At 60.8% G+C, this 24,523-nt stretch carries 16 protein-coding genes; 7 read left to right on the top strand and 9 right to left on the bottom strand.

Annotation, left to right across the window (positions count from 1 at the left end; translation table 11 throughout):
* Window positions 1-63: 63 nt before the first annotated feature.
* On the top strand, window positions 64-1,386 hold the full coding sequence (locus ACYQ1P_RS08960) for an MFS transporter (RefSeq protein WP_460019998.1): 1,323 nt from the start codon (window positions 64-66) through the stop codon (window positions 1,384-1,386).
* Window positions 1,387-1,504: 118 nt separating this feature from the next.
* The gene (locus tag ACYQ1P_RS08965; protein ID WP_460019999.1) at window positions 1,505-3,331 is read left to right on the top strand and encodes a sensor histidine kinase; all 1,827 of its coding nucleotides are present in this window, start codon (window positions 1,505-1,507) and stop codon (window positions 3,329-3,331) included.
* Here ACYQ1P_RS08965 and ACYQ1P_RS08970 read toward each other — a convergent pair.
* The 3 genes from ACYQ1P_RS08970 to gloB all read right to left on the bottom strand — a co-directional run bounded on the left by ACYQ1P_RS08970 (window position 3,328) and on the right by gloB (window position 6,075).
* Entirely contained in the window at window positions 3,328-4,593 is a 1,266-nt protein-coding gene (locus ACYQ1P_RS08970) for a hypothetical protein (protein ID WP_460020000.1), read from the bottom strand. The two genes, ACYQ1P_RS08965 and ACYQ1P_RS08970, sit on opposite strands and share 4 nt — an antisense overlap.
* A 100-nt stretch (window positions 4,594-4,693) precedes the next feature.
* Window positions 4,694-5,305 carry a glutathione S-transferase N-terminal domain-containing protein gene (locus tag ACYQ1P_RS08975; RefSeq protein WP_460020001.1) on the bottom strand — a complete coding sequence of 204 codons (612 nt, stop codon included), beginning with the start codon at window positions 5,303-5,305 and terminating at the stop codon, window positions 4,694-4,696.
* Window positions 5,305-6,075: a hydroxyacylglutathione hydrolase gene (gene gloB, locus ACYQ1P_RS08980; protein ID WP_460020002.1), complete on the bottom strand. Its 771-nt coding sequence runs from the start codon at window positions 6,073-6,075 to the stop codon at window positions 5,305-5,307. The genes ACYQ1P_RS08975 and gloB overlap by 1 nt, the downstream gene beginning before the upstream one ends.
* 106 nt (window positions 6,076-6,181) lie before the next feature.
* Between gloB and ACYQ1P_RS08985 the strand changes: the two genes are divergently transcribed.
* From ACYQ1P_RS08985 to ACYQ1P_RS08995, 3 genes are read left to right on the top strand one after another with little or no spacing between them, the layout of a single operon-like run.
* Window positions 6,182-6,964: a methyltransferase domain-containing protein gene (locus ACYQ1P_RS08985; RefSeq protein ID WP_460020003.1), complete on the top strand. Its 783-nt coding sequence runs from the start codon at window positions 6,182-6,184 to the stop codon at window positions 6,962-6,964.
* A gap of 38 nt (window positions 6,965-7,002) precedes the next feature.
* Window positions 7,003-8,445, top strand: coding sequence for a TrkH family potassium uptake protein (locus tag ACYQ1P_RS08990; protein ID WP_460020004.1), 1,443 nt, complete (start codon window positions 7,003-7,005; stop codon window positions 8,443-8,445).
* Between the two features lie 46 nt (window positions 8,446-8,491).
* A complete protein-coding gene (locus tag ACYQ1P_RS08995; RefSeq protein WP_460020005.1) occupies window positions 8,492-9,559 on the top strand; it encodes a mechanosensitive ion channel family protein in 1,068 nt (355 codons plus the stop codon).
* A gap of 11 nt (window positions 9,560-9,570) precedes the next feature.
* Here the strand turns inward: ACYQ1P_RS08995 and ACYQ1P_RS09000 are convergent, their stop codons facing one another.
* Window positions 9,571-11,880, bottom strand: coding sequence for a putative bifunctional diguanylate cyclase/phosphodiesterase (locus ACYQ1P_RS09000; RefSeq protein WP_460020006.1), 2,310 nt, complete (start codon window positions 11,878-11,880; stop codon window positions 9,571-9,573).
* 162 nt (window positions 11,881-12,042) lie between these two features.
* Here ACYQ1P_RS09000 and ACYQ1P_RS09005 point away from each other — a divergent pair, with 162 nt between their 5' ends.
* Together ACYQ1P_RS09005 and ACYQ1P_RS09010 are read left to right on the top strand one after the other, a co-directional pair.
* Window positions 12,043-15,321, top strand: coding sequence for a chemotaxis protein CheB (locus ACYQ1P_RS09005; protein ID WP_460020007.1), 3,279 nt, complete (start codon window positions 12,043-12,045; stop codon window positions 15,319-15,321).
* Window positions 15,322-15,393: 72 nt separating this feature from the next.
* On the top strand, window positions 15,394-17,052 hold the full coding sequence (locus ACYQ1P_RS09010; RefSeq protein WP_460020008.1) for an ATP-binding protein: 1,659 nt from the start codon (window positions 15,394-15,396) through the stop codon (window positions 17,050-17,052).
* 562 nt (window positions 17,053-17,614) lie between these two features.
* On the opposite strand, the gene rpmG is transcribed toward ACYQ1P_RS09010, so the two are convergent.
* The 5 genes from rpmG to phnD all read right to left on the bottom strand — a co-directional run bounded on the left by rpmG (window position 17,615) and on the right by phnD (window position 24,455).
* On the bottom strand, window positions 17,615-17,782 hold the full coding sequence (gene rpmG / locus ACYQ1P_RS09015) for a 50S ribosomal protein L33 (RefSeq protein WP_460020009.1): 168 nt from the start codon (window positions 17,780-17,782) through the stop codon (window positions 17,615-17,617).
* A gap of 72 nt (window positions 17,783-17,854) precedes the next feature.
* Entirely contained in the window at window positions 17,855-19,507 is a 1,653-nt protein-coding gene (locus tag ACYQ1P_RS09020) for a S41 family peptidase (RefSeq protein ID WP_460020010.1), read from the bottom strand.
* Complete coding sequence (gene rnr / locus ACYQ1P_RS09025) at window positions 19,504-21,789, bottom strand: ribonuclease R (protein WP_460020011.1); 2,286 nt, start codon at window positions 21,787-21,789, stop codon at window positions 19,504-19,506. The genes ACYQ1P_RS09020 and rnr overlap by 4 nt, the downstream gene beginning before the upstream one ends.
* Window positions 21,790-21,864: 75 nt before the next feature.
* Window positions 21,865-23,592 (bottom strand): sensor histidine kinase, encoded by a 1,728-nt coding sequence (locus ACYQ1P_RS09030; protein WP_460020012.1) that lies wholly within the window; start codon window positions 23,590-23,592, stop codon window positions 21,865-21,867.
* A complete protein-coding gene (gene phnD, locus ACYQ1P_RS09035; RefSeq protein WP_460020013.1) occupies window positions 23,589-24,455 on the bottom strand; it encodes a phosphate/phosphite/phosphonate ABC transporter substrate-binding protein in 867 nt (288 codons plus the stop codon). Before phnD ends, ACYQ1P_RS09030 begins: the two co-directional genes overlap by 4 nt.
* Window positions 24,456-24,523 lie beyond the last annotated feature (68 nt).

Consider the following 24,523-nt stretch of genomic DNA (forward strand, 5'->3'; position numbering starts at 1 on the left):
GCCTTGCACGAGCGGGGGGAGCGGGGCACTCTCGGTCCCCCTGCTCGCACCATGGAAGCCGCCATGCATCGGATTGTTTTGCCCGTATCGGCCCTGTTGACCGGGGTGGCTCTGTTGATGATCGCCAACGGGCTGTTGACCTCGCTGATCGGGGTGCGGCTCGGACAGAGTGGAGCCGGTGCCTTTTCCAATGGGCTGATCGTTTCCGGCTATTTTTTCGGCCTGCTTCTGGGGGCTCTGCTGTCCAGCCGCATTCTTCAACAAGTGGGGCATATTCGGACGTTCAGTGCTCTGGCATCCCTGTTTTCCGCCGCCTCGTTGCTTCATGCCTTCAACGAAGGGGCGCTGGTCTGGTGGGGCCTGCGGGTGATCGAAGGGCTCTGCATGGCCGGGCTGTTCATCTGCGCCGAAAGCTGGCTCAACGAGCGGGCCGACAACGCCACGCGCGGCACCATACTATCCATCTATACGCTGACCGCTGGCCTTGGCACGGGGCTGGGGCAATTGTTGCTGGCCACGTTTCCGGTCGAAGGATTTGTGCTGTTCGCCCTATCCTCGGTGCTGTTGTCCCTGGCTGTGGTGCCGGTCGCCCTGACCCGCACGCCCGGCCCGGCCCTGTTAACATCCTCCCGGCTGGCTCTCCGGGCGCTGTGGAAGGTTTCGCCGCTCGGTGTCAGCGGCTGCGCCGCTTCCGGCATGCTGCTCGGGGCCTTTTACGGTATGGGGCCGATTTTTGGGCTTCGCATGGGCTTGGACCCGAGTGGCGTCGCCTGGTTTATGGGGGCGGCGATTATCGGCGGTATGCTGCTACAGTGGCCCATGGGACGGCTTTCCGACCGGGTGGATCGCCGATGGGCCATTCTCGGCAACGGGTTCGGGATGGCCTTGTTCAGCCTCGGCATTGTGGCGGTGACGGCGGGGCAATTCAGCCCGGAAGCCCTTGATACCCTGCCCTTCGACGCCGATATGCTGCCCGATCCGCAAGCCTTCAACGAACGATTTCAAACCTGGATCGGGCCTCTGGTGGTGGGGTTCGGAGCCTTGGCCTTCACCCTCTATCCGTTGAGCGTGGCGCAGGCCAACGACCACGCCAAGGCAGACGGCTTCGTGGCCATGTCCGGTGGCCTGATCCTGTCGTACAGTGCGGGCGCCATGGCCGGGCCGGTGTTGGCCTCGCTGCTGATGGAGGGGATGGGGCCTTTGGGACTCTTTGCCTTCACCGCCCTTACCGGATTGCTTCTCGGCGGATTTTCCCTGTGGCGCATGCGCCGGTCGCCTGCCGTCCCGCCGGAAGAGCAGGCGCCCTTTCAGCCGGTTCCTCGTACGTCCGTGGCCGCCTATGCCCTCGATCCAAGACAGACGGAAGGGAATCGCTTTCGTGAGTGATCCAGGCTCCGGGTCGGGCAGCAGGATTGAGCAAGCCACATAAATATATTTAATTTTGATGCCACTACCGTATATTTTCGGCAAAGTTAAACCCATTCAAATCTGTAGAAGGCCGGGCATGCTCGAACAGGAAATGGCTCAATTCGCCCTTGAGCATACAGCGTTGGAGGTCTATTGGGCCGACCAGACGGGGCGTCTTGTGGAGGCCAACCCCGCCGCCTGCAAGGCTCTGGGCTATACCCGGGAGGAACTGTTGGCGCTCCGCGTGGCCGACGTGGACCCAAAGACCGACGAGGCGGTCTGGGCGCGGGTTCTCAACGAGCTGCGAGTCAATCGGAAGACGCGCATCGAGACCGTTCATCGGCGCAAGGACGGCTCGGATTACGAGGCGGAAGTCACCGTATCCATCTTCGAAAAGGACGGGGTCGAGCTGATTTGCGGTCTGGCCCAGGATATCTCCGAGCGCAAGAAATTGGAGCGGGATCTCCAGGACTCCCTCGACATATACAAAGCGGCCATCAACACCCCGGCCATGGGCTTTTGGGTTCTGGATCTCACGGGTCGGCTGTTGGAAGTGAATACCGCCTATGCCAAACTTTCGGGGTACGGGCCGAGCGAGCTGATCGGCATGCGGATCGGGGACCTGGATGTGGAGGAATCCGCCGAGGATACGGCGGCCCGCATTCGGCAAATCAGTACAGAGGGCTTTGCCCGCTTCCGAACCCGTCACCGGCGCAAGGATGGGTCGATTTGGCCGGTTGAGGTGGTGACGACCCATTCCGTTGCGCGGCAGGGCTGTTTTTTCGTTTTTCTGGAAGACGTGACCGAAAAGGTGGAGCTGGAAGCAATAAGGCAAAAAGCCCAGCAGGCCCTGATGGAAAGCGAGCAAAACCTCACTCACGCGCAGAAAATTGCCAATATGGGCAGTTGGACCCTGGATTTGACGACCAACGAACTGACCTGGTCGGACCAAGTCTTCAGCATATTCGGCATTGACAAAGATCGCTTCGGTGCCACCTACGAGGCCTTTATCAAGGCCATCCATCCTGACGATGTGGACGAGGTCCAGTCCCAGTTTCGCGGTTCCGTGGAGGGAAAGAATCCCTACGATGTGGTGCACAGGATCGTTCGCAACGATGACAAATCAGTCCGCTGGGTCCGCGAAAAATGTGAACATACCCGCGATGCCGAGGGCAATGTGCTGCGCTCCATGGGTACGGTTCAGGACATCACGGAAAGCAAGCTCACCGAGGATGCCCTGCGCGCCTCCAACGAAAACCTTCAGACGTTCAGCCATCTGACCTCCCACGACCTGCGCGAACCCTTGCGCATGATTACCAGCTATCTGCAATTGATCGAGCGGAAATGCAGTGCCTGTCAGGAAGGCGACATCAAGGATTACATCGGATTCGCGGTGGAGGGGGCGAAACGCATGGATGCGCTCATTCAGGATCTGCTCCTCTTTTCCAGAATTCAAACCCAGGCCGTGGCACGCGATGCCGTGGACACCCTGCAGGTCGTGCGCGCCGTCTCCGATAACTTGAGGCTCCAGATAGAGTCACAAGGGGGACGCCTGCTTTTCAAGGATCTGCCGGTCGTTCGCGCCGATCATGGTCATATGGTACAATTATTCCAAAACATTATAAGTAATGCGTTCAAATATCAGGATGAGGCGACAACGCCTCGGGTCGAGGTCGCCGCGTCGGTTGCCGGGGGCTATGCCACTTTTTCCGTCACCGACAATGGCATTGGGATGAAAGCGGAATATTTCGATCGGATCTTCGGAATTTTCGAGCGTCTGCACAGCCGCGAAGCCTTCGAGGGCACGGGGATTGGACTGGCCGTTTGCAAAAACATCGTGGAACGAAACGGCGGCCGTATCTGGGTTGAAAGCGAACCCGGGAAGGGCAGTACCTTCTATTTTACCCTGCCGGTGGCACTCTAATCCAGCCGTTCCCCGGCGCTGGAGAAATGAATGATCTCTTCGTCGGCATTTTCACGGAACGGGTCCAGGTCCGTATGCTGCAAGCCGAGGAAAATCGGCGGCGCGTTGCGGCGATAGATGTTCACCTTGGCGTTGAATACCTGATGCGGCTGGCCGTGCTTGTCGTGGATAACGAACCGGCTGATGCCGAATGAGCCGTCCGGGTATTTAGGACCGGTCAGATAACAACGGATGGACTCGATGGCCTCCCCCGACAGCACCAGCCCCTCCAGGTTGGAGATGGTGGCCTCGGCCCGCTTGATGAAGTCCAGGGCGTCGATGCGGTGGGTGCGGCCGGTGCCGGACTCGATCATCGGGGCGCGGAAATTGCCGATCAGAATCTGCCCCGGCAGGGCGCTGGAAATCATCCGCGCCAGCACGATGGTCACATCGCCGACGATATAGCTCACCGCCGTCGGATTGAGCCCCTCGGCCTGAAAGAATTCGTAGTGTGAGCCCACATGGAAGCAGGTGCGCAGGTAGGGCACCGTGCGACCGCTGGACTTAATACGGGCGATGGCGTTGTCGGCCATCACCAGATGCATGAAGTGATAGAGGTCCAGATTGGCCCGGATGGAGGAAATGCGGTTCCAGATGTAATAGCCGTCGCCGGTGGTGGAGCGGGCGAACTTGATCTCAATGTTCTTTTCCAACAGCTTCGAATAGGCCGCGTTGACCGAATAGGACAGGCTGTTGAGCTGCGTCACCTGCTCGAACGGCGAGACCAGGGAAAAGCCCACCGCATCAAACAGCGCCACCGCCCGGTCCTCCACCAGCGAGATGGAATAGCGCCGGACCAGGGCATCGACGGTCAATAAGGGCAGATCCTCCCCCGGGGTGAAGCTCAGGTCCAGGCGGAGAGGCTCGGTATCGAACAATTGGGCAATGGCCAGCAGGCGGTCGGGATTGGCCTGTTTGGCCCCGGAGAGAATGCGTTCCAGGGCGCTGGTCGCCCCGTCCCCCATGGCGTCGGCAATGGGGTCGCCAAGTCCGGCGACCACCTCGGCGATGCGGTAATGGGGCACCACCACCAGATCCAGCGCCAGGGGAGCCGGGCACCAGGCCAACACGATATCGTGGCCCAGGTTCCATTTTTCATAGATTTTTTCGTCGAGCTGCGAGGAAAAAAGCTTGATCCGCTCATCGGCGGCACCGGGTCCGCTGGTCCTGTCGCGGAATATATCCAGCCAGGACCCCCGCTTCAAAAGACCGACGTTTCCCAAGGATAACTCCTGCACTATCGCAATGAATGCCGGTTCGGAGTGTCGCACCCGGAAGGGATTCGGGCAAGGCATAGCCGGTGCCCAATCCCCTCCGCCGCCGTCATGGGGCGCTGTGGATCGTCTCGGTCATGGATTTGCGGGCCGCGAAGAGGTCGTTCCAGGCCTTTAGCCGGGGCCGTTCCGTCCGCCAGGGGGTGGCGGCAAATCGAAAATCCAGATAGCCCAGGGCACAGGCAATGGCGATCTGGCCGATGGTTGTCGATCCCTGTCCCAGTTCGTCCGCCTCGCCTTCCAGGACATCCAGGGCGGCGGTGATCTTGTCCCGTTGGGCAAACGCGAACGTCGGCGACTGCTCGCCCTCGGGACGCAGGGATTCCATACGGATCGCCACCGCCGCATCCATGATCCCGTCACCCAGGGCCTGTCGGCGCAGCGCCGTCCAACGGGTGCCGCCGGAGGGTGGGAACAGCGCCACGCCGTCGTGCAGGCTGTCCAGATATTCGCAAATCACCGGCGAGTCATAGAGCACTTCGCCCCCGGCGAGCCGCAACGCCGGAACCTTGCCCAGGGGGTTGACGTCTGCCGGACCATGACCCTCCTGAAAGGCGGCTTTCGGCAGCATTTCAAGCCGCGCGAATAAACCGCATTCGTGCGCCGTGACGATCACCTTGCGGACAAAGGGCGAGGTAGGGGAATAGGCGAGTTGCATCATCAGAAAACATCCTTGCGATGGCGGATTTCAGCGAACACCTGGGCCGGATCGAGCCCGTTCATGCCCAAGGCCAGTTGCAGGGCCGGATGGTCGGCGCGCAGGAAGGGATTGCATTTCTTTTCCTCGCCCAGCCGCGACGGGACCGTCGATTGTCCCTGTTCGCGCAATCGGACCACCTCTCCGGCCCGGCTCCGCAGGTCCTTGTTGGCCGGGTCGATGGAAAGCGCGAAATCCGCGTTGGCGTTGGTATATTCATGGGCGCAGAACACCTGCGTGGTGTCGGGCAGGGCGCGCAGTTTGCTCAAGGATTTCCACATCAATTTTGGGGTGCCCTCGAACAATCGCCCGCAGCCGAGGCTGAATAACGTGTCCCCGCAAAACAGGGCTTCCGCCTCGGCAAACCAGAAGGCGATATGGCCCATGGTATGGCCTGGCACCTCCAGCACCTGCGCGGTCAATGACCCCAGTTTGAACAAATCCCCTTCGCTTAGGCCGATGTCGAGGCCGGGAATGCGCTCGGCATCGTTGGCCGCGCCGACGATCTGACAGCGGGTGACCATTTTCAGGTCCTCGTTGCCCCCCACATGATCCCGATGGTGGTGGGTGCACAGGATGTAATCCAGCGTCCAGTTCCGCTCGTTGAGCACCGACAGCACCGGCTGCGCCATCGCCGGATCGACCACCGCCGTCTGGCCGCTGTCCGCATCATGCAGCAGATAGACGTAATTATCCGTGAGCACGGGAACCTGTATGATTTCCATGCCGGGCATGGTGTCCTCCCCTTGCTGTAGCTGTGGGGGGAAAGTCTATGCATGGTCGGGCCGGGCGGCAAGGGACGATTGGGCAAGCGGCGAATTTGGGGGTACACTGGGCGCCATGTGGAACGATATTGTCGATTTGCGGGATTTTTACGCCAGCGACCTGGGCCATGTGGCACGCCGGGCATTGCGCCTGCAACTCCGCCTGATGTGGCCGGATGTGACGGGCATGACCCTTCTCGGCCTGGGCTATGCGGCTCCGTTTCTGGGACTGTTCCGTAGCGAGGCGGCACGGGTGGTGGCCGCCATGCCGGCCCCGCAAGGGGTGCTCCATTGGCCTGCCGACGACAAGAACCTGACCACATTGACCGAGGAACTGGAACTGCCGTTTCCCGATCTTTCCATGGATCTGGTGCTGCTGGCCCATGGTCTGGAGAGTTCCGAACAGGTGCGCCCCCTGTTGCGCGAGGTCTGGCGGGTGCTCAGCGGCAGTGGCCGGGTGTTGATCATCGTGCCCAACCGGCGCGGTCTGTGGGCGCAAACCGAACGCACACCGTTCGGCCATGGCCATCCCTATTCCCCGACCCAGATTTCACGTCTGTTGCGCGAATGCCTGTTTACGCCCATCCGCACCGAACAGGCGCTTTTCATGCCGCCGTTTCGCTGGCGCATGATGCTTTCCGCGGCCCCGGCCTGGGAAAAGGTCGGTCGGAGTTGGTTCCCGGGCATTGGCGGCGTGCTCATGGTCGAGGCCGGAAAACAGCTCTATGCCGGAACCACTGTGGTCGCCGAAAGCCGCAAGCGGCAATCCTACCGGCTGCTGGCGCGGCCCAATGGCGGGGGCCTGGGACGCCAGCACCGGGACCAATGCGAGGGTGACGCGGCCCCGCGACTGCGCTAAAGTCTGCCCGACCACCATCCGGGACGAACGGTTCCTCCATGGAATTCAAACCTATCTTTCGCATTGTCGGGGCGCTGCTCCTGGGGCTCGCGGCGACCATGCTGATTCCGGCCGCCGCCGATGCGGTGCAGGACAATCCGGACTGGATTCCATTCGTCCTCTCGGCGGCAATCACCGCGTTCGTCGGCGGCCTACTGGTTCTGGCCACCCTCAGTCCCGACCCGCTCCGCCTGGACATACGGCAAACCTTTCTGCTCACCGCCGCCTGTTGGATCATCGTGCCGTCGTTTTCCGCGCTGCCGTTCATCGGGCTTGGGCATGGCTATACGGATGCCTTTTTCGAGGCCATGTCGGGGATGACCACCACCGGGTCGACCGTGTTCACCGGGCTCGACACTTTCCCGGTCGGGGTGTTGTTGTGGCGGGCCTTGCTGCAATGGGCCGGGGGGGTCGGCATCATCGTCATGGCCATTGTCATGCTGCCCTACCTGCGGGTCGGCGGGATGCAGCTGTTCCGCACTGAAAGCTCCGGTGAATCCGAAAAGATCGCGGCCAGTGCCTTTCACATGACCGCCTGGATTCTGGGCGTCTATACCGCCCTGACACTGCTCTGCGCGGTGCTGTTTGGGCTTGAAGGCATGACCCCGTTCGATGCCGTCTGCCATGCCATGACCACGTTGTCCACCGGTGGGTATTCCAATCATGACGCCTCGTTCGGCTTTTTCCCCAGTCCCGCCGCGCAATGGACGGGGACCCTTTTCATGATCCTTGGCGCCTTGCCTTTCGTGGCTTACATCAAACAGATGAAGGGGCACAGACGGGCGCTGATCGACGACCCACAAATTCGTGGCTTCGTGCTGTTCCTGACCCTGACCATCCTTTTGCTCAGCGTCTGGCTGGAAAATGCGCGCGGGGTCGAATTTTTGACCGCCTTGCGGCTGGTCGCCTTCAACGTGGTCTCGGTGGTGACCACCACCGGCTTCGCATCGGAGGATTATGGGTCCTGGGGAGCGGCGGCGGTGGGAGCTTTTTTCATGCTGACCTTTGTCGGCGGCTGCGCCGGATCGACCAGCGGGGCGATCAAGATTTATCGGTTCCAGGTCCTGCGGATCGTCGTGCGGGCCCATGTGCTGAAACTCATCAGCCCCCATCGGGTGGTGCCCATGAGCTACGGCGGCAAGGCTCTGGGCACCGACGTGCCCACCTCGGTGCTGGCTTTTCTGGCCGTTTTTCTGGGCACTGTGGCGATGTTTTCGGTGGTGCTCTCGGCCATGGGGCTGGACCTGGTGACGGCGGTGACGGCCAGCGCCACGGCCATCACCAATGTTGGCCCCGGTCTCGGTCCGATCATCGGACCGGCGGGCAACTTTGCCACCCTCCCCGATGCGGCAAAGTGGATTCTGGCCCTGGCCATGATGATGGGGCGGCTGGAAGTCTTCACGGTGCTGATTTTGTTCAATCGGGATTTCTGGCGGGCCTGACTCGACTCAGACGACTGAACATCAACAACAAGGAGCAACCAAGGTCATGACATGGCAAGACCTTCCCGCCTGGGCGGGACCTTCGATCATTTTCGTATCTGCCACATCGGCGGTCCTGTTGGGACATTGGATTTTTTTCAGTTTCACCCTGAGGATTGCCGCCAAAACAGATACCGTTCTCGATGATTCCCTGCTCCGTCGCAGTCGTCGCCCTGTTTTGTACATTATTCTGTTTTTGGCTTTCCTGGCCCTTGTTCCGTCGGTGGGGCTGGAGCCTGTCACTTTATCCATGGTGCGCCAGGGGCTGGTTCTGGCGTTGATTTTGTCGGTGGGCTGGCTGGGTATATCGCTCACCGGCACCATCACGGATTTCGTGCAGCATACTTTTCGCCTGGATGTGGCCGACAATTTGCGGGCGCGGCAGATGCATACCCAGATGATCGTGGTGCGGCGGATTCTGGTCGCCATCATTGTGATCGTCATTTTGTGCCTGATCCTGATGAGTGTGCCGCGCGCCCGGGAAATCGGCATCAGCCTGTTCGCCTCGGCCGGGGTGGCCGGATTGGTCATCGGCATGGCGGCCAAACCGGCGCTTGGCAACCTGATTGCCGGGCTCCAGATTGCCCTGACCGGTCCGATCCATATCGACGACGTGGTGATCATCGAGGGGGAGTGGGGGCGCATCGAGGAGATCAGCTCGACCTATGTGGTGGTGCGGATCTGGGACCAGCGACGGCTGATCACTCCGCTATCACATTTCATCGAGAACCCGTTCCAGAATTGGACCCGCAAGACGGCCGAGATCATGGGTACCGTATTTATCCATGCGGATTACACCATACCTGTGGACGCGGTGCGCGCCCAATTGCGCCGCATCGTCGAGGCCTCCGACTTGTGGGATGGCCGCGTGTGCGGTCTGCAAGTGACCGACGCCACCGCCGCCACGGTCGAGTTGCGCGCCCTGGTCAGTGCTGCCGACGCTTCAAAAGCCTGGGATCTGCGCTGCCATGTGCGGGAAGAACTGCTGACTTGGCTACAGGCCGAGCACCCGGAGAGCCTGCCCCGGTTGCGCGCCGAACTGCAAACCGGCGCCCAGCCCGAAAACCCCTCCTAAAGGGGATGGCCTCAAGTCGGTCGGCCCGCCGCCCAGCGGGAGAGGAATTCGGCAACATTCGGGGCCGGCAGGGGACGGCTGATCAGATAGCCTTGCAGGCAGTAACAGCCCTGGGAAAACAGAAACTCGAGCTGTTCCTCGGTCTCGACACCCTCGGCGACGGTGGCGACGTTCAGGCTGTTGGCCAGGGAGATGCTGGCCAGGACGATGGACCGATCCTCCAGGGAAATGAAGATGTCGCGCACGAACGTCCGGTCGATCTTGATCGTATCCATCGGGAAGATCTTGACGTAGGACAGGGAGGAATAGCCGGTGCCGAAATCGTCCAGACTCACCCGAACCCCCAGCCGCTTGATGAGTTGCAAGGCGGAGGCGATTTCGGAGGAATCCTTCAGCATGGCCGTCTCGGTGATTTCCAGATGCACCAGTTCGGCCGGGACCTGGGATTCGACCAGGATCTCATCCAGCAGCAACGGCAGATTCGGATCAAGCAATTGCCGCACAGATAGATTGATGGCGATGAACAAATCGGTCCAACCCTCATGGCGCCAGATTTTGAGCTGTCCGATAGCCTCCTGGATGACCCATCTGCCGAGGGCCAGAATCTGTCCGGTTTCCTCGGCAAGGGGAATGAACTCGTTGGGCGGCAATTCGCCGCGCTCGGGATGATTCCAGCGGATCAGCGCCTCGAAACCCGAGACACGGTTGCGGGACAAATCCACAATGGGCTGATAGTGCAGCGTGAAATCGTTGTCTGCCAAGGCGTTGTGCAGGCTGCGCGCCAACAGGGTCCTGGCCCGCTGCGCCTCGTACATCTGCTGCGAGAAAAAGCGGAACGTGTTGCGGCCGCCGGACTTGGCCTGATACATGGCCGTATCGGCATGTTTGACCAGATCGCTGAGAACGTTGCCGTCCTGTGGATAGATGGCGATCCCGATGCTGGCCGAGACGCGGAACCGCAGGATCTCCAGGTCATAGGGTCTGGCGATGGCTTCCAGTATGTTTTCCGCCACCCGGGAGGCCTCCAGCGAGGCCTGTTCGACGTCCCGGATATCGCCCAGGATAAGGGTGAATTCATCGCCGCCCAGGCGCGCGACCGTATCGCTTGAGCGCACCGTGCCCAGGAGCCGCCGCGACACCTGCCGCAACAGGTCGTCGCCTGCCGCATGGCCGTGGGTGTCGTTCAATTCCTTGAAATTGTCCAAATCTATGAACAGAATAGCCAGGCAATTCTCATGCCGCTTGGCCCGCACCAGCGCCTGCTTCAGGCGGTCGTAATACAAGGTCCGATTGGGCAGGCCGGTCAGGACGTCGTTGTAGGCCAGTTGCTGCATCTGCTGGGTGTTCAGCTTCTTCTCCGTGATGTCGCTGAAAATACCCACGAAGTTCACCACTTCGCCGTTGTGCCCGGTGATGGAACTGATGCTCAACCATTCCACATAGGATTCGCCGTTCTTGCGCTTGTTGACGATCTCCCCCTGCCAACTGCCTGTCGATACCAGACTGTTCCACATCTCCTCATAGAACGACGGGTCCTGATGGTCGGATTTGAGGATGCTCGGATTTTTCCCCAGCACTTCTTCCTGCCGATATCCGGTGACCACGGTGAAGGCGTCGTTGACGCGCAGAATCCGTCCCTGTCGATCGGTCACCAGAATGCCTTCGATACTGTTTTCGAACACCTTGGCGGCCAGCGACAGCTCCAGTTCGAGTTTTTTGCTCTCGGAGATATCCGTGAGCGCGATCATCACATAATCGTTCTCGTCATGCCCCTGGGGACCGAGACCCATGGCGCGCCGTCCGGAAATGACCACATGGGTTTCACTCTGATCCCGGCTCAGGCGAACGTCGATTTCCTTGCCCTCGGGCCGGTTGAAAAAAGCACGGAAGCGTCCCAGGAATTCGTCCCGGTCATTGGGATGAATGAAATCGACCAGCAGCGCGCCGACGATGGTGCTGTGCTCGCGATCAAACAGCGTGCACAGGGTTTCATTGCACTGCTGGATGCGGCCCCGGGAATCCACGTTGGCATATCCCACCGGGGCATCGTTATAGAGATGCAGATATTCGTCACGGGCGACCGTCAGTTCGCTTTGCGAGCGAAACAGCTCGTCATTCTGCATCTCGATTTCGATCTGGTAGACATGCAGGTCATGCACCAGTTGGCGGATTTCGTCGGCGCTGTAATTTCGGTGGCTTTTCCCCTCGGAAGCCAGAATCTCCTCCGCACGACGTCGCAGCGAGAGGATATGATTTTTCCTCCTGTTCTGGCTGACTGTATCCATGGCAGTGAGCATGATCCAAGTGAGAATTTTTTGCATTCTACCTTCATCTTTAAAAAAAATGAAGGTAAACTCGCTCGTCTCGGTGGGGGCTCCCCGACAGCAAAAAGCCCGTTATTCAGCGATCATTGACTGGAGACGATAGTGCGCGACGATCAGCCAGGTATAACGGATTCCGATGGGAAATCCGCACCGGAGGGGTTGAAGGCTCACCCCTCCCACATCGTCGGTATCGGCGCCTCGGCGGGTGGTTTGGAGGCCATCCAGGCCTTTTTCAAGCATATGCAGCCTGAAACGGGCCTCGCCTTTGTGGTCGTCCAGCATCTGTCGCCCGATTACAAGAGCCTGATGGTCGAGTTGCTGGCCAAGGTCACCGATATCCCGGTGCAGCGGGCCGAAAACGGCATGGAAGTGCTGGCCGACAACATTTATCTCATCCCGCCGCAGAAGAACCTGAAGATCTTCCATGGAGCGTTGCTGCTGAGCGAGCAGGAGCGTAGTTCGAGCACGGTCAACCTGCCCATTGATATTTTCCTGACCTCGCTGGCCGAGGACTGCGAGTCCAAGGCGGTGGCGGTCATCTTGTCGGGCACCGGCAGTGACGGCACCCGCGGCTGTCGGGCGGTCAAGGAAGCCGGCGGCATGATCATGGTGCAGGAAGAAGCCACGGCAAAGTTCAATGGGATGCCGCGCAGCGTGATTGCCAGCGGATTGCCGGATTTCATCCTGCCCGCAGATGAGATGCATAGCCAGTTGCTGGCCTATTCCAAACACCCCTACACGGCGCGGGAAGGTCATGAGCGTACGCTGCTCAACGACAATACCGGCATCAGCCGCATTTTCTCCATGTTGCGCGAGAAATCGAAAATCGACTTCACCTATTACAAGCCCAATACGGTGGTGCGGCGGATCGAGCGGCGGATGACGGTCAATCAGGTGGACAGTCTGGAAGACTACGTCCGCTTTCTCGAACACCATCCCTCGGAACAGACCACCCTTTACCGGGAAATGCTGATTGGCGTGACCAGCTTCTTCCGCGATCCGGATGTGTTCAATCTGTTGGAGGAAAACTGGCTTCCGGCCCTGATCACCAAGGTCAAGAACGAGGAGTTCCGCATCTGGGTGGCCGGCTGCTCGACCGGCGAGGAGGCTTACAGCTACGCCATCCTGTGCCAAGAAATCATGGACCGGGCGGGTATTCATCGGGATGTGAAGATCTTCGCCACCGATGTGGACCAGGACGCCATCATCACGGCCAGCGCCGGGGTTTTCCCGGTCAGCGTCACCGTCGACATTCCGGCCAACATGTTGAGCAAGTACTTCATCAAGCAGGGCGACGATTACCGGGTTACCCGGCAGATCCGCGAGATGGTGGTGTTTGCCCGGCACAATCTGATCAAGGACCCGCCGTTCACCAACATCGAACTGATCAGTTGTCGCAACCTGCTTATCTACCTGCAACCGATCCTCCAAATCCGGGTATTGGAGGCGTTCAATTTCTCGCTGCGCTCCGGCGGCATTCTGGTGCTTGGGAGCAGCGAGTCCCTGGGCGATGCGGAAAGTTTCTTCGATACCCTCAGCGGCCGCTGGAAAATTTTCAAGTCGCGCGGCAACCGCAAGCCGATGATGCATTCGGAGCGTTTTTCGACGGCGGGACTGTTCCGCTCCCAGCCGACCTTCCGCGACCCGGAGGGCGGGCGCGCGCAGAGCATTTACGAGGAAGAGCGCGTGCTTGGGCGCTTCGTGGCGGGTCTGGCCGATGGATTTCTGCCCTTCACCATCCTGGTGAACGAGGACATGGAACTGCTGCATGTGATCGGAGACAGCAAGGCCTATCTCAATCCACCTTCCGGCAAGGTGGTGAACGACGTCACCAAGCTGATCGCCAGCGATCTGTCCATTGCCCTGTCCACCGGATTGTCGAAAGTCTTCAGTGCCGGAACCGAGATATCCTTCACCAATGTGCGCCTCACGGCCAATCATGAGGAACGGGTTTCCGTTGATATGCGCATCAGGCCCTTGCCCGAGCAGCGGGGCAAAAGCCGTCTGGCCGCCGTGTTCATCATCGAAACCGGCCGCTTCCCCACCAAACCGACCCTGGCGGAGTCACCGGAAAGTTTCGATATCGGCAAGGAAGCCGAACAACGAATCATCGACCTGGAACAGGAACTCCAGTTCACCCGGGAGAATTTACAGGCCTCCATCGAGGAGCTGGAAACCTCCAACGAGGAATTGCAGGCGACCAACGAGGAACTCCTGGCCAGCAACGAGGAACTGCAAAGCACCAACGAGGAACTGCAATCGGTCAACGAGGAACTGTTCACCGTCAATGCCGAATATCAGAACAAAATCACCGAATTGACCGAACTGACCAACGATCTGGACAATTTCGTCAATTCGACGGCGGTGATTTCCATTTTCCTCGACGAAAATTTGGACATTCGCCGCTTTACCGCCAATGCCAAACAGGTGTTCAACATCCTGGATCATGATGTCGGGCGCCCCTTCGATCACATTTCCCACCAGTTGCTGGACTTCGATCTGGTGACACCGGTGCGGCAAGTCAATCAGAAGGGAACGCCGGTGTCCCTTCAGGTGCGAACCCAAAAGGGGGACTGGTACCAATTGCGCGTGCGCCCCTACATGGTGTCCCAGCGCACCCAGTCGGGTGTGGTCATCGTCCTCAATGAGATCAATGACTTGAAATCGGCCCAAACGTCGCTTGAGGATGCCACGAAGCGCTCTGAAATGGCGCAGGTGGCGGCCCATATCGGCACCTGGGAATGGGACATCGGACAGAATTCCCTCTATTGGTCGGAGAATATCGAGAACCTGTTCGGCCTGGACAGGGGCACCTTCAAGGGAACCTATGACGAATTCACTGCCCGCGTTCATCCTGAAGATCTGGACGAGGTGGAAAAAGCCATCGCCGATGCGCTGGCGGGAAAATCCGATTACGACGTCGAGCATCGGGTCATCTGGCCCAATGGCAAGACCGTCCGCTGGATGGCGGAAACAGGAGAGGTCCTGCGCGACGATTCCGGTCAGCCCGTGAAGATGTTGGGGCTGGTCCGGGATATCACGGACCGCAAGCTGGCCGAGGACAAGCTGCTGCAAAACAAGGCGCTGCTGACCAGCATTCTCGCCGCCACCCCGACCGGCATCGGCCTGATGCGGAACCATGCCATTGTCTGGGTGAACCGCAAGTTCGAGATCATCACCGGCTACTCAAAAGCCGAACTGCTCAAACAATCCAGCCGTATTCTTTATGCCTCGGACGCGGCATTCGAGCGGGCCACCGACCCCGCCCAATGGGCCATGGATGAGCACAACGTCGGGACAGTGCGCCTGCAATGGCGAAAAAAGGATGGCGCCATGTTGGAAGTCATCGCCTTCATCACCGCCATTGCCACCGACGATCCAACCCAGGGCATGGCCTTCGCGGTGATCGAGGCCAACAAGGTGCGCGACATGAACTAAGCGGGGGCTTGTCCCGTGATTTGGATCTCTGTATGAATGTTAGATGAATTTCATTTGAGATTTTCAATTGCCATGAACAACAGACGGACGAACCGGGCCGCGCTACATGCAAGTCCGCTGTTGCCGATCCTGGGCCTGCTCATGCTGTTCGGGGGGTGGGGAGGGCCCGCCTCGGCACAGCCAACGCTTCCCGAGGACTTGCGAGACTACCTGGACTCCCGGGGGCCGGTGACCATGTGTGTCGATCCGGATTGGATGCCCTATGAACGGATCGACGAAACCGGACGCCATGTGGGTATGGCGGCCGATTACATTGCCCTGTTCGAACGGCGGATCGGCGTTCCCATCAAACTGGTGCCCAGCGCCAGTTGGTCGGAAAGCCTGGTGCTGGCCAAAAGCCGCGCCTGCGATATCATGTCGTCGCTCAATGATACCCCGGAGCGGCGCGCCTTTCTCAATTTCACCACCCCCTATATCGAATCGCCGCTGGTTTTGGTCACTCTCGACGACGTTCCCTTTCTCGATGGATTGAAGGATCTCTATAAACGCACCTTGTCGGTGCCCAAAGGCTATGCCCATGGGGAATTCGTGCGGCGGGACTACCCGGATATCCAGGTGATCGACGTGGCGACGGTCAAGGAAGGGCTCGAACGGGTCTCCCGCAACGAGGTGTTCGCCCATTTCGGCTCGCTCTATGTGGTGGTCAACGAGATCCAGAAGAATCAACTGAGCAATCTGAAGGTCAACGGCCAGACCGAATATCACAATCGCCTGGCCGTCGGCGTGCGCAACGACGATCCGAAGCTACTGGCTGTTTTTGACTGGGCAGTCCAATCCTTGACGCCGGAAGAACATATCCGGATCAGTCGTAAATGGACCGCCACCCGCTTTGAATATCGGGTGGATTACAGCCTGCTCTGGCAAGTCGGCGGGGCCGCTCTGATCGTCGTTGGGGTGTTCTGGCTGTGGAATCGCAAATTGATTTCGCTGAACAATCGTCTGCATCAGGAGATCCAGCGGCGGGAGGCGGCGGAGAAGGAACTGAGCCGGTCCAACGCGGATTTGGAGCAATTCGCTTATGCCGCCTCGCACGACCTCCAGGAACCCCTGCGCATGGTTACCAGCTATCTCGAACTGCTGCACCGGCGTCTGGGCACCAGCCTGGACGAGACCTCTCGCGAATTCATTGATTTCGCCATCAATGGCGCGCAGCGCATGACGCTGCTGATCCGTGGCATGTTGGAATACTCACGGGTTGGCAATCACGGTTTCACGCTCGGCCCCGTGTCCACCGATGACATGGTCCGCGCCGCCCTGTCCAATTTGTCCGCCACCCTGAATGAACTCCATGTGGAGGTTCATCCGCCGGAGGAAAGCCTGACCGTTCTGGCCGAGCCCCACCAGATCGTCCGGGTGTTGCAGAATCTGATAGGTAATGCTCTGAAATACCGTGATCCTTCTCGCCAGCCGCGCATTATCCTCAGCGTCCGACGCCAAGGACGGAAAGCCCTTTTTTCAGTCACGGACAACGGCATCGGGATCGCGCCGCAATACTTCGACCGCATTTTCGTCATGTTTCAACGGCTGCACCCCAATGACAGCTACGAAGGAGCCGGAATCGGCCTGCCGGTGGTCAAGAAAATCGTCGAGGGCCATGGCGGACAGGTCACGGTGCTATCGGAACCGGGCAACGGCAGCACTTTCACTTTTACCCTTCCTCTTGCCACTTGACTGAATGTTCAATAATTCTCCATCCAGTTGACGCCGACGAAAACCCCATCGGCAATGTATTTGCCCGCCGTCACGACCGGTTCGGCGGTCAGCGGGCCGCCGTCAATCAGATGAGGTGTGACGGGGAGGGTAAAATGGAAATGGTGCGCCCGACAGGATTCGAACCTGTGGCCCCCAGATTCATCCCACTTCGGCTTTCACCGCCACCCGCCCGGGCGTTCGTGGTCTGGACTTTCCCTTCACCCTAGGCCCGAGGAGCCCTTAGGTGCTGCCCTTCAAGTCTCTACACCTTCCCCCGAGGGGGCTTGGCACGGGATTGCCAGCGACGAGATGTCGGTGAGGGTTCCCCGTTTTTGAGCAGATTCACGCCGCCGTTTCCGAGTGGCGTGCCCAATTAGATTCAGGAATCTGGTGCTCTATCCTGCTGAGCTACGGGCGCATTGCCATATGTATCGGTGATACCCGGTTCGGCCAGAAATCGCAACAGTGTGTTGAAGCGATTGCCGAGACAAAAAACCCGCGACCGAAGGATCGCGGGTCGGGAGATCCAATCTGGACATCCTTATTTGATTTTGGCTTCCTTGAACAGCACGTGCTTGCGCGCCTTCGGATCATACTTGCGGAACTGAAGCTTCTCGGTGGAAGTCTTCGGGTTCTTGTTGGTCACATAAAAGAAGCCGGTGTCGGCGGTGCTTACCAACTTAACCTGAATTGTCGACGGCTTGGCCATGGGGTTTGTCCCATTCAATCGTTGTAAAACCAGAGCGGCGCAAGATACAGCCCCGGCCCGCCCTGTCAAGGGTCATTTGTGTTCGGCCACCGACGAGGCCGGCGCCGGATCGACCAGATGCGCATAAAGCGGACGATCGACCAGGACCCGGCGCGCCAGAATCAGGTCGCTCCGATCACGGCGCCGCTCGGCCGGACAGGCGGCGCGCAGATCGCCCCGCAGCGCCTTGGCGTCACGCGGCGCGGCACGCCAGGCGGCCAGGGACGCGCGCCCCGCATCGGCCTGTCGGGCCAAATCCGAATCGGTCAGATCAAGAAGCTTGCCGTTCAGGCTGGTACAAAGGACCGGCCGCACCCCCAGGCCATGCAACACATAGCCCGACGGTGCCACGAACTTCGACCAGGTCAGGGTCATTTCGCCATCGTTGGGCAACCGGATGACCGTCTGTACCGTCCCCTTGCCATAGGACGTGGTGCCGATGATCGCCGCGCGGCCCTGGTCCTGCAAAGCGGCGGCCAGGATTTCCGCCGCCGAGGCCGACTTGCCGTCGATCACCAGGGCCAACGGCAGACCTTCGAGAATATCGCCGCTTTCCGCCTCGTAGACCTGGAAACTGTCCGGATGGCGACCGCGGGTCCGGACAATGTCGCCGCGCTCCAGGAACAGGTCGGCCACATCCACCGCCTGACGCAGCAGCCCCCCCGGGTTGCCGCGCAGATCCAGCACCAGCCCCTTGAACGCGGCACCCATTTTTTCCCGCTGTTCGTGGATCATGGTGCGCAGGGTGCGCGTGGTATGCTGATTGAAGCTGGAAATGCGCAGCACCACGATGCCTTCGGAGGTGCCCTGGTGAAACACCGAGGCAGGGACGATGCGCCGTCGCACCAACTCGAAGGTCACCGCCTTGTGGTGATTGGGCGGCAGCAGGCGCAGGGCAATCCGGCTGTTGATCGGTCCGCGCAGCATATTCTGCACCTGGGCACGGGTCAGGTTGGCGACCCCGACCCCGTCGATTTCGAGAATCTGGCTCTCGGGCATCAGTCCGGCCTGATCGGCGGGACCATCCGGCAGAACCTGGGTGATGCGGACCCGGGTGCCGGTGGCCTGGTAGCGCACGCCGATGCCGCCAAAGCCCTCCCGGCGGGCCCGCTGGACCCGCGCCTGTTCGGCCCCGGCATAGCGTGAATAGACATCGAGCTGTGACAGGGCGCTGTCGAACAGGGCTTCATAAATACTTTCCGAGGAGGCGTCGCGCAGGTCCGGCGACCCCCGACGGGCGGCGTCGATGGCATCTATGGACAGCCGCGCCCAGCCGCCCACATCCTCCGCCTCGGGCTCGGTCAGCCGGACCAGGGTCACAGCCCCGGCATTGATCTGCAAAAAACCGTCCTGGCGCCGGGCCACCAAGACCGGATCAATGGCCCCCAACCCCTGAAGACCGTCCAGGGCCAACCGGGCCGGATCGACGTCCTCAATGAATTTATCGGTGATCGCTTCATAGACGGCGGTGACCGTATGGGTCATCGCCGGTCGGGCCAGCACCGGCAGACCGTCGCCCGGCAGGGTGCGGGCGGAGGGCGCTTCGGGCGGTGCCAGGGTCGCAGGGGCGCACCCGGCCAGAAACAACCCCAGACCGAGGACCGAACGGGCAATCACGGCGAACGTACGCGGCATCATGCCCTGATTGTGCCGGAAATCCGGTACCCTGTCATCATTGGGGCTCATTTATGCCGTTTAGCCTTGATTTTAGGTTTTTTACCTCGCCCTCTCGGCGGACCTTTGTGCGGCCCGGGACGGGGTTTTCCCTTGGTGATCCGAGGGCGTCCACCCAATGCCTGCACCCAGGCCGGTGGGGTCCAATCCTCACATAGCTCCATCACCAGACTGCCGACCACCGGATCGGCCTCGGTCAGCTTGACCTGCATCGGTTCACCGAGCCGGAATTCTCGCCCCGTGGAGCGCCCGCGCAACAGATGCTGTTCCTCCACATGGTCGTAATAGTCGCGGGGCAGGGACTTGATGGGGATCAACCCGTCGGCGCCCGTGTCGTCGAGGGTGACGAACAACCCGAAGCGGGTCACCCCATTGACCCGCCCGGTGAAGGTCGCGCCCACATGGTCGGACATGAAGGCCGCCAGATAGCGATCCACGGCGGTGCGTTCCGCCGCCGCGGCCCGCCGTTCGGTGTCGGAAATATGTTGACCGATCTTTCTGAAATCCCCCGGGTCCTGGGGCAACGCCCCGGCAGAGGGGCGCAGGGAGCGGATCAACGCCCGATGGACCAGCAAATCCGAATAGCGCCGAATGGGTGATGTGAAATGGCAATAACGGCGCAGGGCCAACCCAAAATGGCCGAGGTTGTCGGGGCTGTACTCGGCCTGGGCCTGGGACCGCAAAACCACTTCGCTGACCATATGGGAATAGGGCGTGTTGGCCACCTGACGCAGCAGGCCGTTGAACTGGCGCGGTTGCGTGACCTGTCCCTTGGGCAGCGAGATATTCAATGTGCTCAGGAACTGACGCAAATTCTCGATCTTTTCCAGGCTGGGCTCGTCATGCACCCGGTACATGCAGGGCTGGCGCTTTTTCTCCAGTGCTTCCGCCGCCGCCACGTTGGCGCAGATCATGAACTCCTCGATCAGCTTGTGGCTGTCGTAGCGGACCCGCATCTCAATCCGCGCCACTTCGCCGCTGTCGTCCAGCACCACCCGGCGTTCCGGCAGGTCCAGTTCCAGCACCCCGCGCGCCGCCCGGTCCTTCAGGAAGGCCGCATAGGCCCCGTAGAGCGGTGCGATGACACTGTCCAGCAACGGCGCGGTAGTCTCGTCGGGATGGCCGTCGCGGGCCGCCTGCACCTGCTCGTAGGTCAGCCGGGCCGCCGAGCGCATCAAGCCGCGCACGAATTTGTGGCGGCGCATCCGGCCTTCGGCGTCGATCCACATATGCACCGCCAGACAGGGCCGGTCCTCATGGGGGCGCAGGGAGCACCAGTTGGCGGCCAGCGCCTCGGGCAGCATGTGAATGGCCCGGTCGGGGAAATAGACCGAGTTGCCGCGCTCGTAGGCCGAGCGGTCCAGGGCATCGCCGGGGCGCACGTACCAGGCCACGTCTGCAATGGCCACCAGCACATGCCAGCCGCCCGGGGTCGCCGGGTCCGGCTCGGCCCAGACCGCATCGTCGAAATCGCGCGCATCGGCCCCGTCGATGGTAACCAGGGGAATATCCCGCAGATCGACCCGGCTATCCAGCGGGGCCGGCCCGGCAGCCTCGGCCTGGGCCACCGCCTCGGGCGGATGCTCGACCGGAATCTGGTGGCTGTAGAGGGCGATCTGGGTAGCCGAGCGGGCTCCGGCGCGGGCGCCTAAGGTTTCCACTACCTTGGCGGCGCGCAGACCGAACGGCCTGCCGGGCAGCAGTTGGGCGACCACCAGTTCGCCATCTTCCGCATTCAACCGATGTTCCGGGGCGACCAACATTTCCTTGCGGTTTTTGCGATCCACCGGGCGGATGCGGCCCTGCGGCCCCATATCGACAAACACCCCGAGAATGCGTGCCGGGGCATCGGCCAGCCGCCGGATCAACTGGGCCTCATAGGCCCCGTCGCTGCTTTTGCGCAGTCGGGCCAGAATCTGGTCGCCGATGCCGGGTGCCGGGCCACGCTTCCGGTCGGGCACCACATAGATGGGCGGCGGCGGTCCGTCGTCGGCATCGTCCCAAGTCGCCGGACGGGCCATCAATTCGCCGTCCATGTCGGTGCCGGTCACATTGAGCACGGCCACATTGGGCAGCACCCCCGAAGGCCGCAACCGCTTGCCCCGCTCCTTGCCCAGGAGGCCCTCGTCCTTCAGGTCGCGCAGCACTTTCTTCAGTTCAATCCGTTGGCCGGAATCGAGATTGAAGGCGCGGGCGATCTCCCGTTTGCCGAGGGAGCCCGGGTGGCGCGAAATGAATTCCAGAATCTCCTCGCGGCTGGGAAACGGGGCGGGAGCGGAGGTTTTATGGGCCAAATCGGGAATCCTGTGAATCCTGTTGAGAAAAGGAAGGCGCGCCGTACTGCTTATAGCAAGCCGTGGCGTAAATCCCTACTGTCGGCTGAGGTCGGTGGCGTCCTCGGGGAGGGCGAACCGGAATGTCGCCCCCTTGCCCAATTCACTTTCCACCCACAGTCGGCCATGGTGCTGTTCGATAATCCGTTTGCAGATGGCCAGACCAATGCCGGTGCCGCCATAGACTTCCTGCTGATGCAGCCGCTGAAAGATCTGGAATATTTTCTGGTGATAGGCCGGTTCGATGCCGATCCCGTTGTCGGCCACGGATATGATCCAGTACGAACCTTCGTGAGTGGCGGACACTTCGACCCGGGACGGGCGGGCCGGATCGCGGTATTTCAGACCATTGCCGATGAGATTTTGCAGCAACCGGGTCAATTGACCGGCGTCGCCCGTCACCGTCGGCAGGGCGCCGTGCAGGATTTCGCCGCCCACCTCCTCCAGCACGCCCTGGAGATTGGCCGTCGCCTGATCGACCACTTGTTCCAGATTGACCGGCGCGAAGGGCTGGGTCTGGGTGCTGATTTGAGAATAGGCCAGCAGATCCTGAATCAGCCGGCTCATCCGACCGGCCCCCTCCACCGCGAAATCAATGAAGGTTCGGGCATCCCCATCGAAGCGGTCCGCATATCGCATTTGCAACAGTTGCAGATAGCTGGTGATGGTCCGCAAGGGCTCCTTCAGGTCGTGAGAGGTCACATAGGCGAACTGCTCCAACTCGGAATTGGACCATTCCAGTTTTCTGGCGTGGCGGGCCAAATCACGCTCGATCCGCTTGCGCTCGGTGATATCCAGAATCACGCCGATGATCCCGCCCACCTCCCCGTTGGCCCTGTGAAACACCGCCTTGTGAAACACCACCTCCCGGCGCTGTCCGTCGCCGGTCTGGACCGAGGACTCGTAGATCTGCGCGCTGTCCGACGCCAACAAATCCTGATCGGCCTTTTGATAGATATCGGCCAGACCTGGGGGCGCGATATCGTGGACGCTGCGCCCCAGGATCTCGTCTCGCGGGCGTCCGAGGTAGGCTTCGAAGGCCTCGTTGCAGTCGATGTAGATGAGGGCTTCATCCTTGACGAAAACCGGGGCCGGAATGGCACTCAGCAGATTTTCCCGAAACAGCAATTGATTGCGCATCGCCTCTTCGGCCTTGGTCCGTTCCCGGATCTCCGCCTCCAGATCCTGCGTCCGCGCCTCGACCATGGATTCCAGTTGGTCCTGGTATTCAGTCAGGGCCGCCTGTGCCCGCTGCATGGGCAGCAGCGCCGAGCGACGCACCGTCTCCCACAAAATGCCCCCGAGCCCCAGCACGGAGAGGGCAAAAATGCCCAGCATCAATTGACGCCACGATCGCACCTGATCCAGGATCGAAGACAGGTCGTAGGTCACGGCGATGGTCAGCAACGGACGCTCCGGCGTCTGGATGTCATGACCGAGTTGGCCGGTCGCCTGCCCCGCCCGCCCGCGCTTCAACTCGGCGACCACAAATCCGTTGGGAGCTGTGGCCACAAAGCGCGACACCATGGTTTTGCGCCGGGCCCAATCGAGCAGCAATTCCTCGGCATTTTCATAATGATGCTTGAGGAGCATTTCGCGCACGGCCATGTCCAGGGTTCGAAGGTCCGACTGAAGCCCGCTGACGGCCTCTTCCTCCAGAATCGTCCGCACCTGTTGGATGGCCACCATGTAGACAATGCCGAGCAGCACGGTGAGCACCCCGAAAATGCCGATCAGGGCGGCGCGTGCCGGCGTGATGGTCATGGGGCGCTTCCCTGACTGTGCAACAGGGTCAGGATATCCCGCAGATTTTGGTAATCGTCCAGGGACGCCGGGACGATGCCGCTGGCGGTGCTCTTGATCGCCCGCAACGCCTCCAGGCCCGCCGGATGGTCCTTCAGGGACAGCAAGGTGGCGCGCAGAGTCTCCACCTGGGCCGGGGGGAGGCGACTGGCGGCCACGAAGAGATGTTCCGATATGGCGGGCGTGCGTTGCAGCGCCCGCAGCCCCCGGCCCTCGTATTTGTCGAACACCTCTTCCTTCACCGCCCCGGCATCGAAATCCCCCAGCAGCACCCCCAGGGCCACGTCGTCATGGCTGCCGAGAAAGGCGAATCCCCCCAGGGCGTCCTCGTCGATGCCCACTTGAAGCAGCATGTAGAGCGGGACCAGATGGCTCATGGTCGATTGCGGATCACCGAAGGCCATGCGCTTGCCGCGCACCTCCGATAACTGACGCAGGGGGCTGTCCGCGCGGGTGATGATGACCCCCTCAAAGGTCGGGCGACCATTGATCTCCAACCGCCCCAACAGAGGCTTCAGCCCATATTTCTCCCACATGCCGACAAAGGCCGCCGGTCCAATGAAGGCCAGATCCACCTGGTTCAGGCCGACCCGCGTCGCATGGCTCTCGTAGTCGGCGGAGATGTCCAGTTGCACCTTTCGTCCGAGGGCGCTCCCCAGGATGTCGGCCAGGGGCTGAAAGGACTGGATCAGTTGGGTTGCCGGACGATAGGGGTGAATGGCCAGAATCAGCGGGCCGTCAGCCGCCCGCACCGGCATCCCGGCCAACAGGAGTAAGCCAAGCAGGATCAGACGGAACGGGCGCGGCGGTTGGATCAATGCCATCGTCTTCGGTTCACGGGAACATTTCAGTCCTCAGTATAGTACGACCTGACATTTGGTATATGCCCAAT

The organism is Magnetospira thiophila (assembly GCF_054657015.1).

Excerpts from the sequence above, each read along its gene's own strand:
- ACYQ1P_RS09030 (WP_460020012.1), bottom strand. The coding sequence starts at position 23,592 with ATGACCATCACGCCGGCACGCGCCGCCCTGATCGGCATTTTCGGGGTG.
- rpmG (WP_460020009.1), bottom strand. The coding sequence starts at position 17,782 with ATGGCCAAGCCGTCGACAATTCAGGTTAAGTTGGTAAGCACCGCCGAC.
- ACYQ1P_RS08995 (WP_460020005.1), top strand. The coding sequence starts at position 8,492 with ATGACATGGCAAGACCTTCCCGCCTGGGCGGGACCTTCGATCATTTTC.
- ACYQ1P_RS09010 (WP_460020008.1), top strand. The coding sequence starts at position 15,394 with ATGAACAACAGACGGACGAACCGGGCCGCGCTACATGCAAGTCCGCTG.
- ACYQ1P_RS08985 (WP_460020003.1), top strand. The coding sequence starts at position 6,182 with ATGTGGAACGATATTGTCGATTTGCGGGATTTTTACGCCAGCGACCTG.
- ACYQ1P_RS08975 (WP_460020001.1), bottom strand. The coding sequence starts at position 5,305 with ATGATGCAACTCGCCTATTCCCCTACCTCGCCCTTTGTCCGCAAGGTG.
- phnD (WP_460020013.1), bottom strand. The coding sequence starts at position 24,455 with ATGGCATTGATCCAACCGCCGCGCCCGTTCCGTCTGATCCTGCTTGGC.
- ACYQ1P_RS09020 (WP_460020010.1), bottom strand. The coding sequence starts at position 19,507 with ATGAGCCCCAATGATGACAGGGTACCGGATTTCCGGCACAATCAGGGC.
- gloB (WP_460020002.1), bottom strand. The coding sequence starts at position 6,075 with ATGCCCGGCATGGAAATCATACAGGTTCCCGTGCTCACGGATAATTAC.
- ACYQ1P_RS08965 (WP_460019999.1), top strand. The coding sequence starts at position 1,505 with ATGCTCGAACAGGAAATGGCTCAATTCGCCCTTGAGCATACAGCGTTG.
- ACYQ1P_RS09000 (WP_460020006.1), bottom strand. The coding sequence starts at position 11,880 with ATGCAAAAAATTCTCACTTGGATCATGCTCACTGCCATGGATACAGTC.
- ACYQ1P_RS08960 (WP_460019998.1), top strand. The coding sequence starts at position 64 with ATGCATCGGATTGTTTTGCCCGTATCGGCCCTGTTGACCGGGGTGGCT.
- ACYQ1P_RS08990 (WP_460020004.1), top strand. The coding sequence starts at position 7,003 with ATGGAATTCAAACCTATCTTTCGCATTGTCGGGGCGCTGCTCCTGGGG.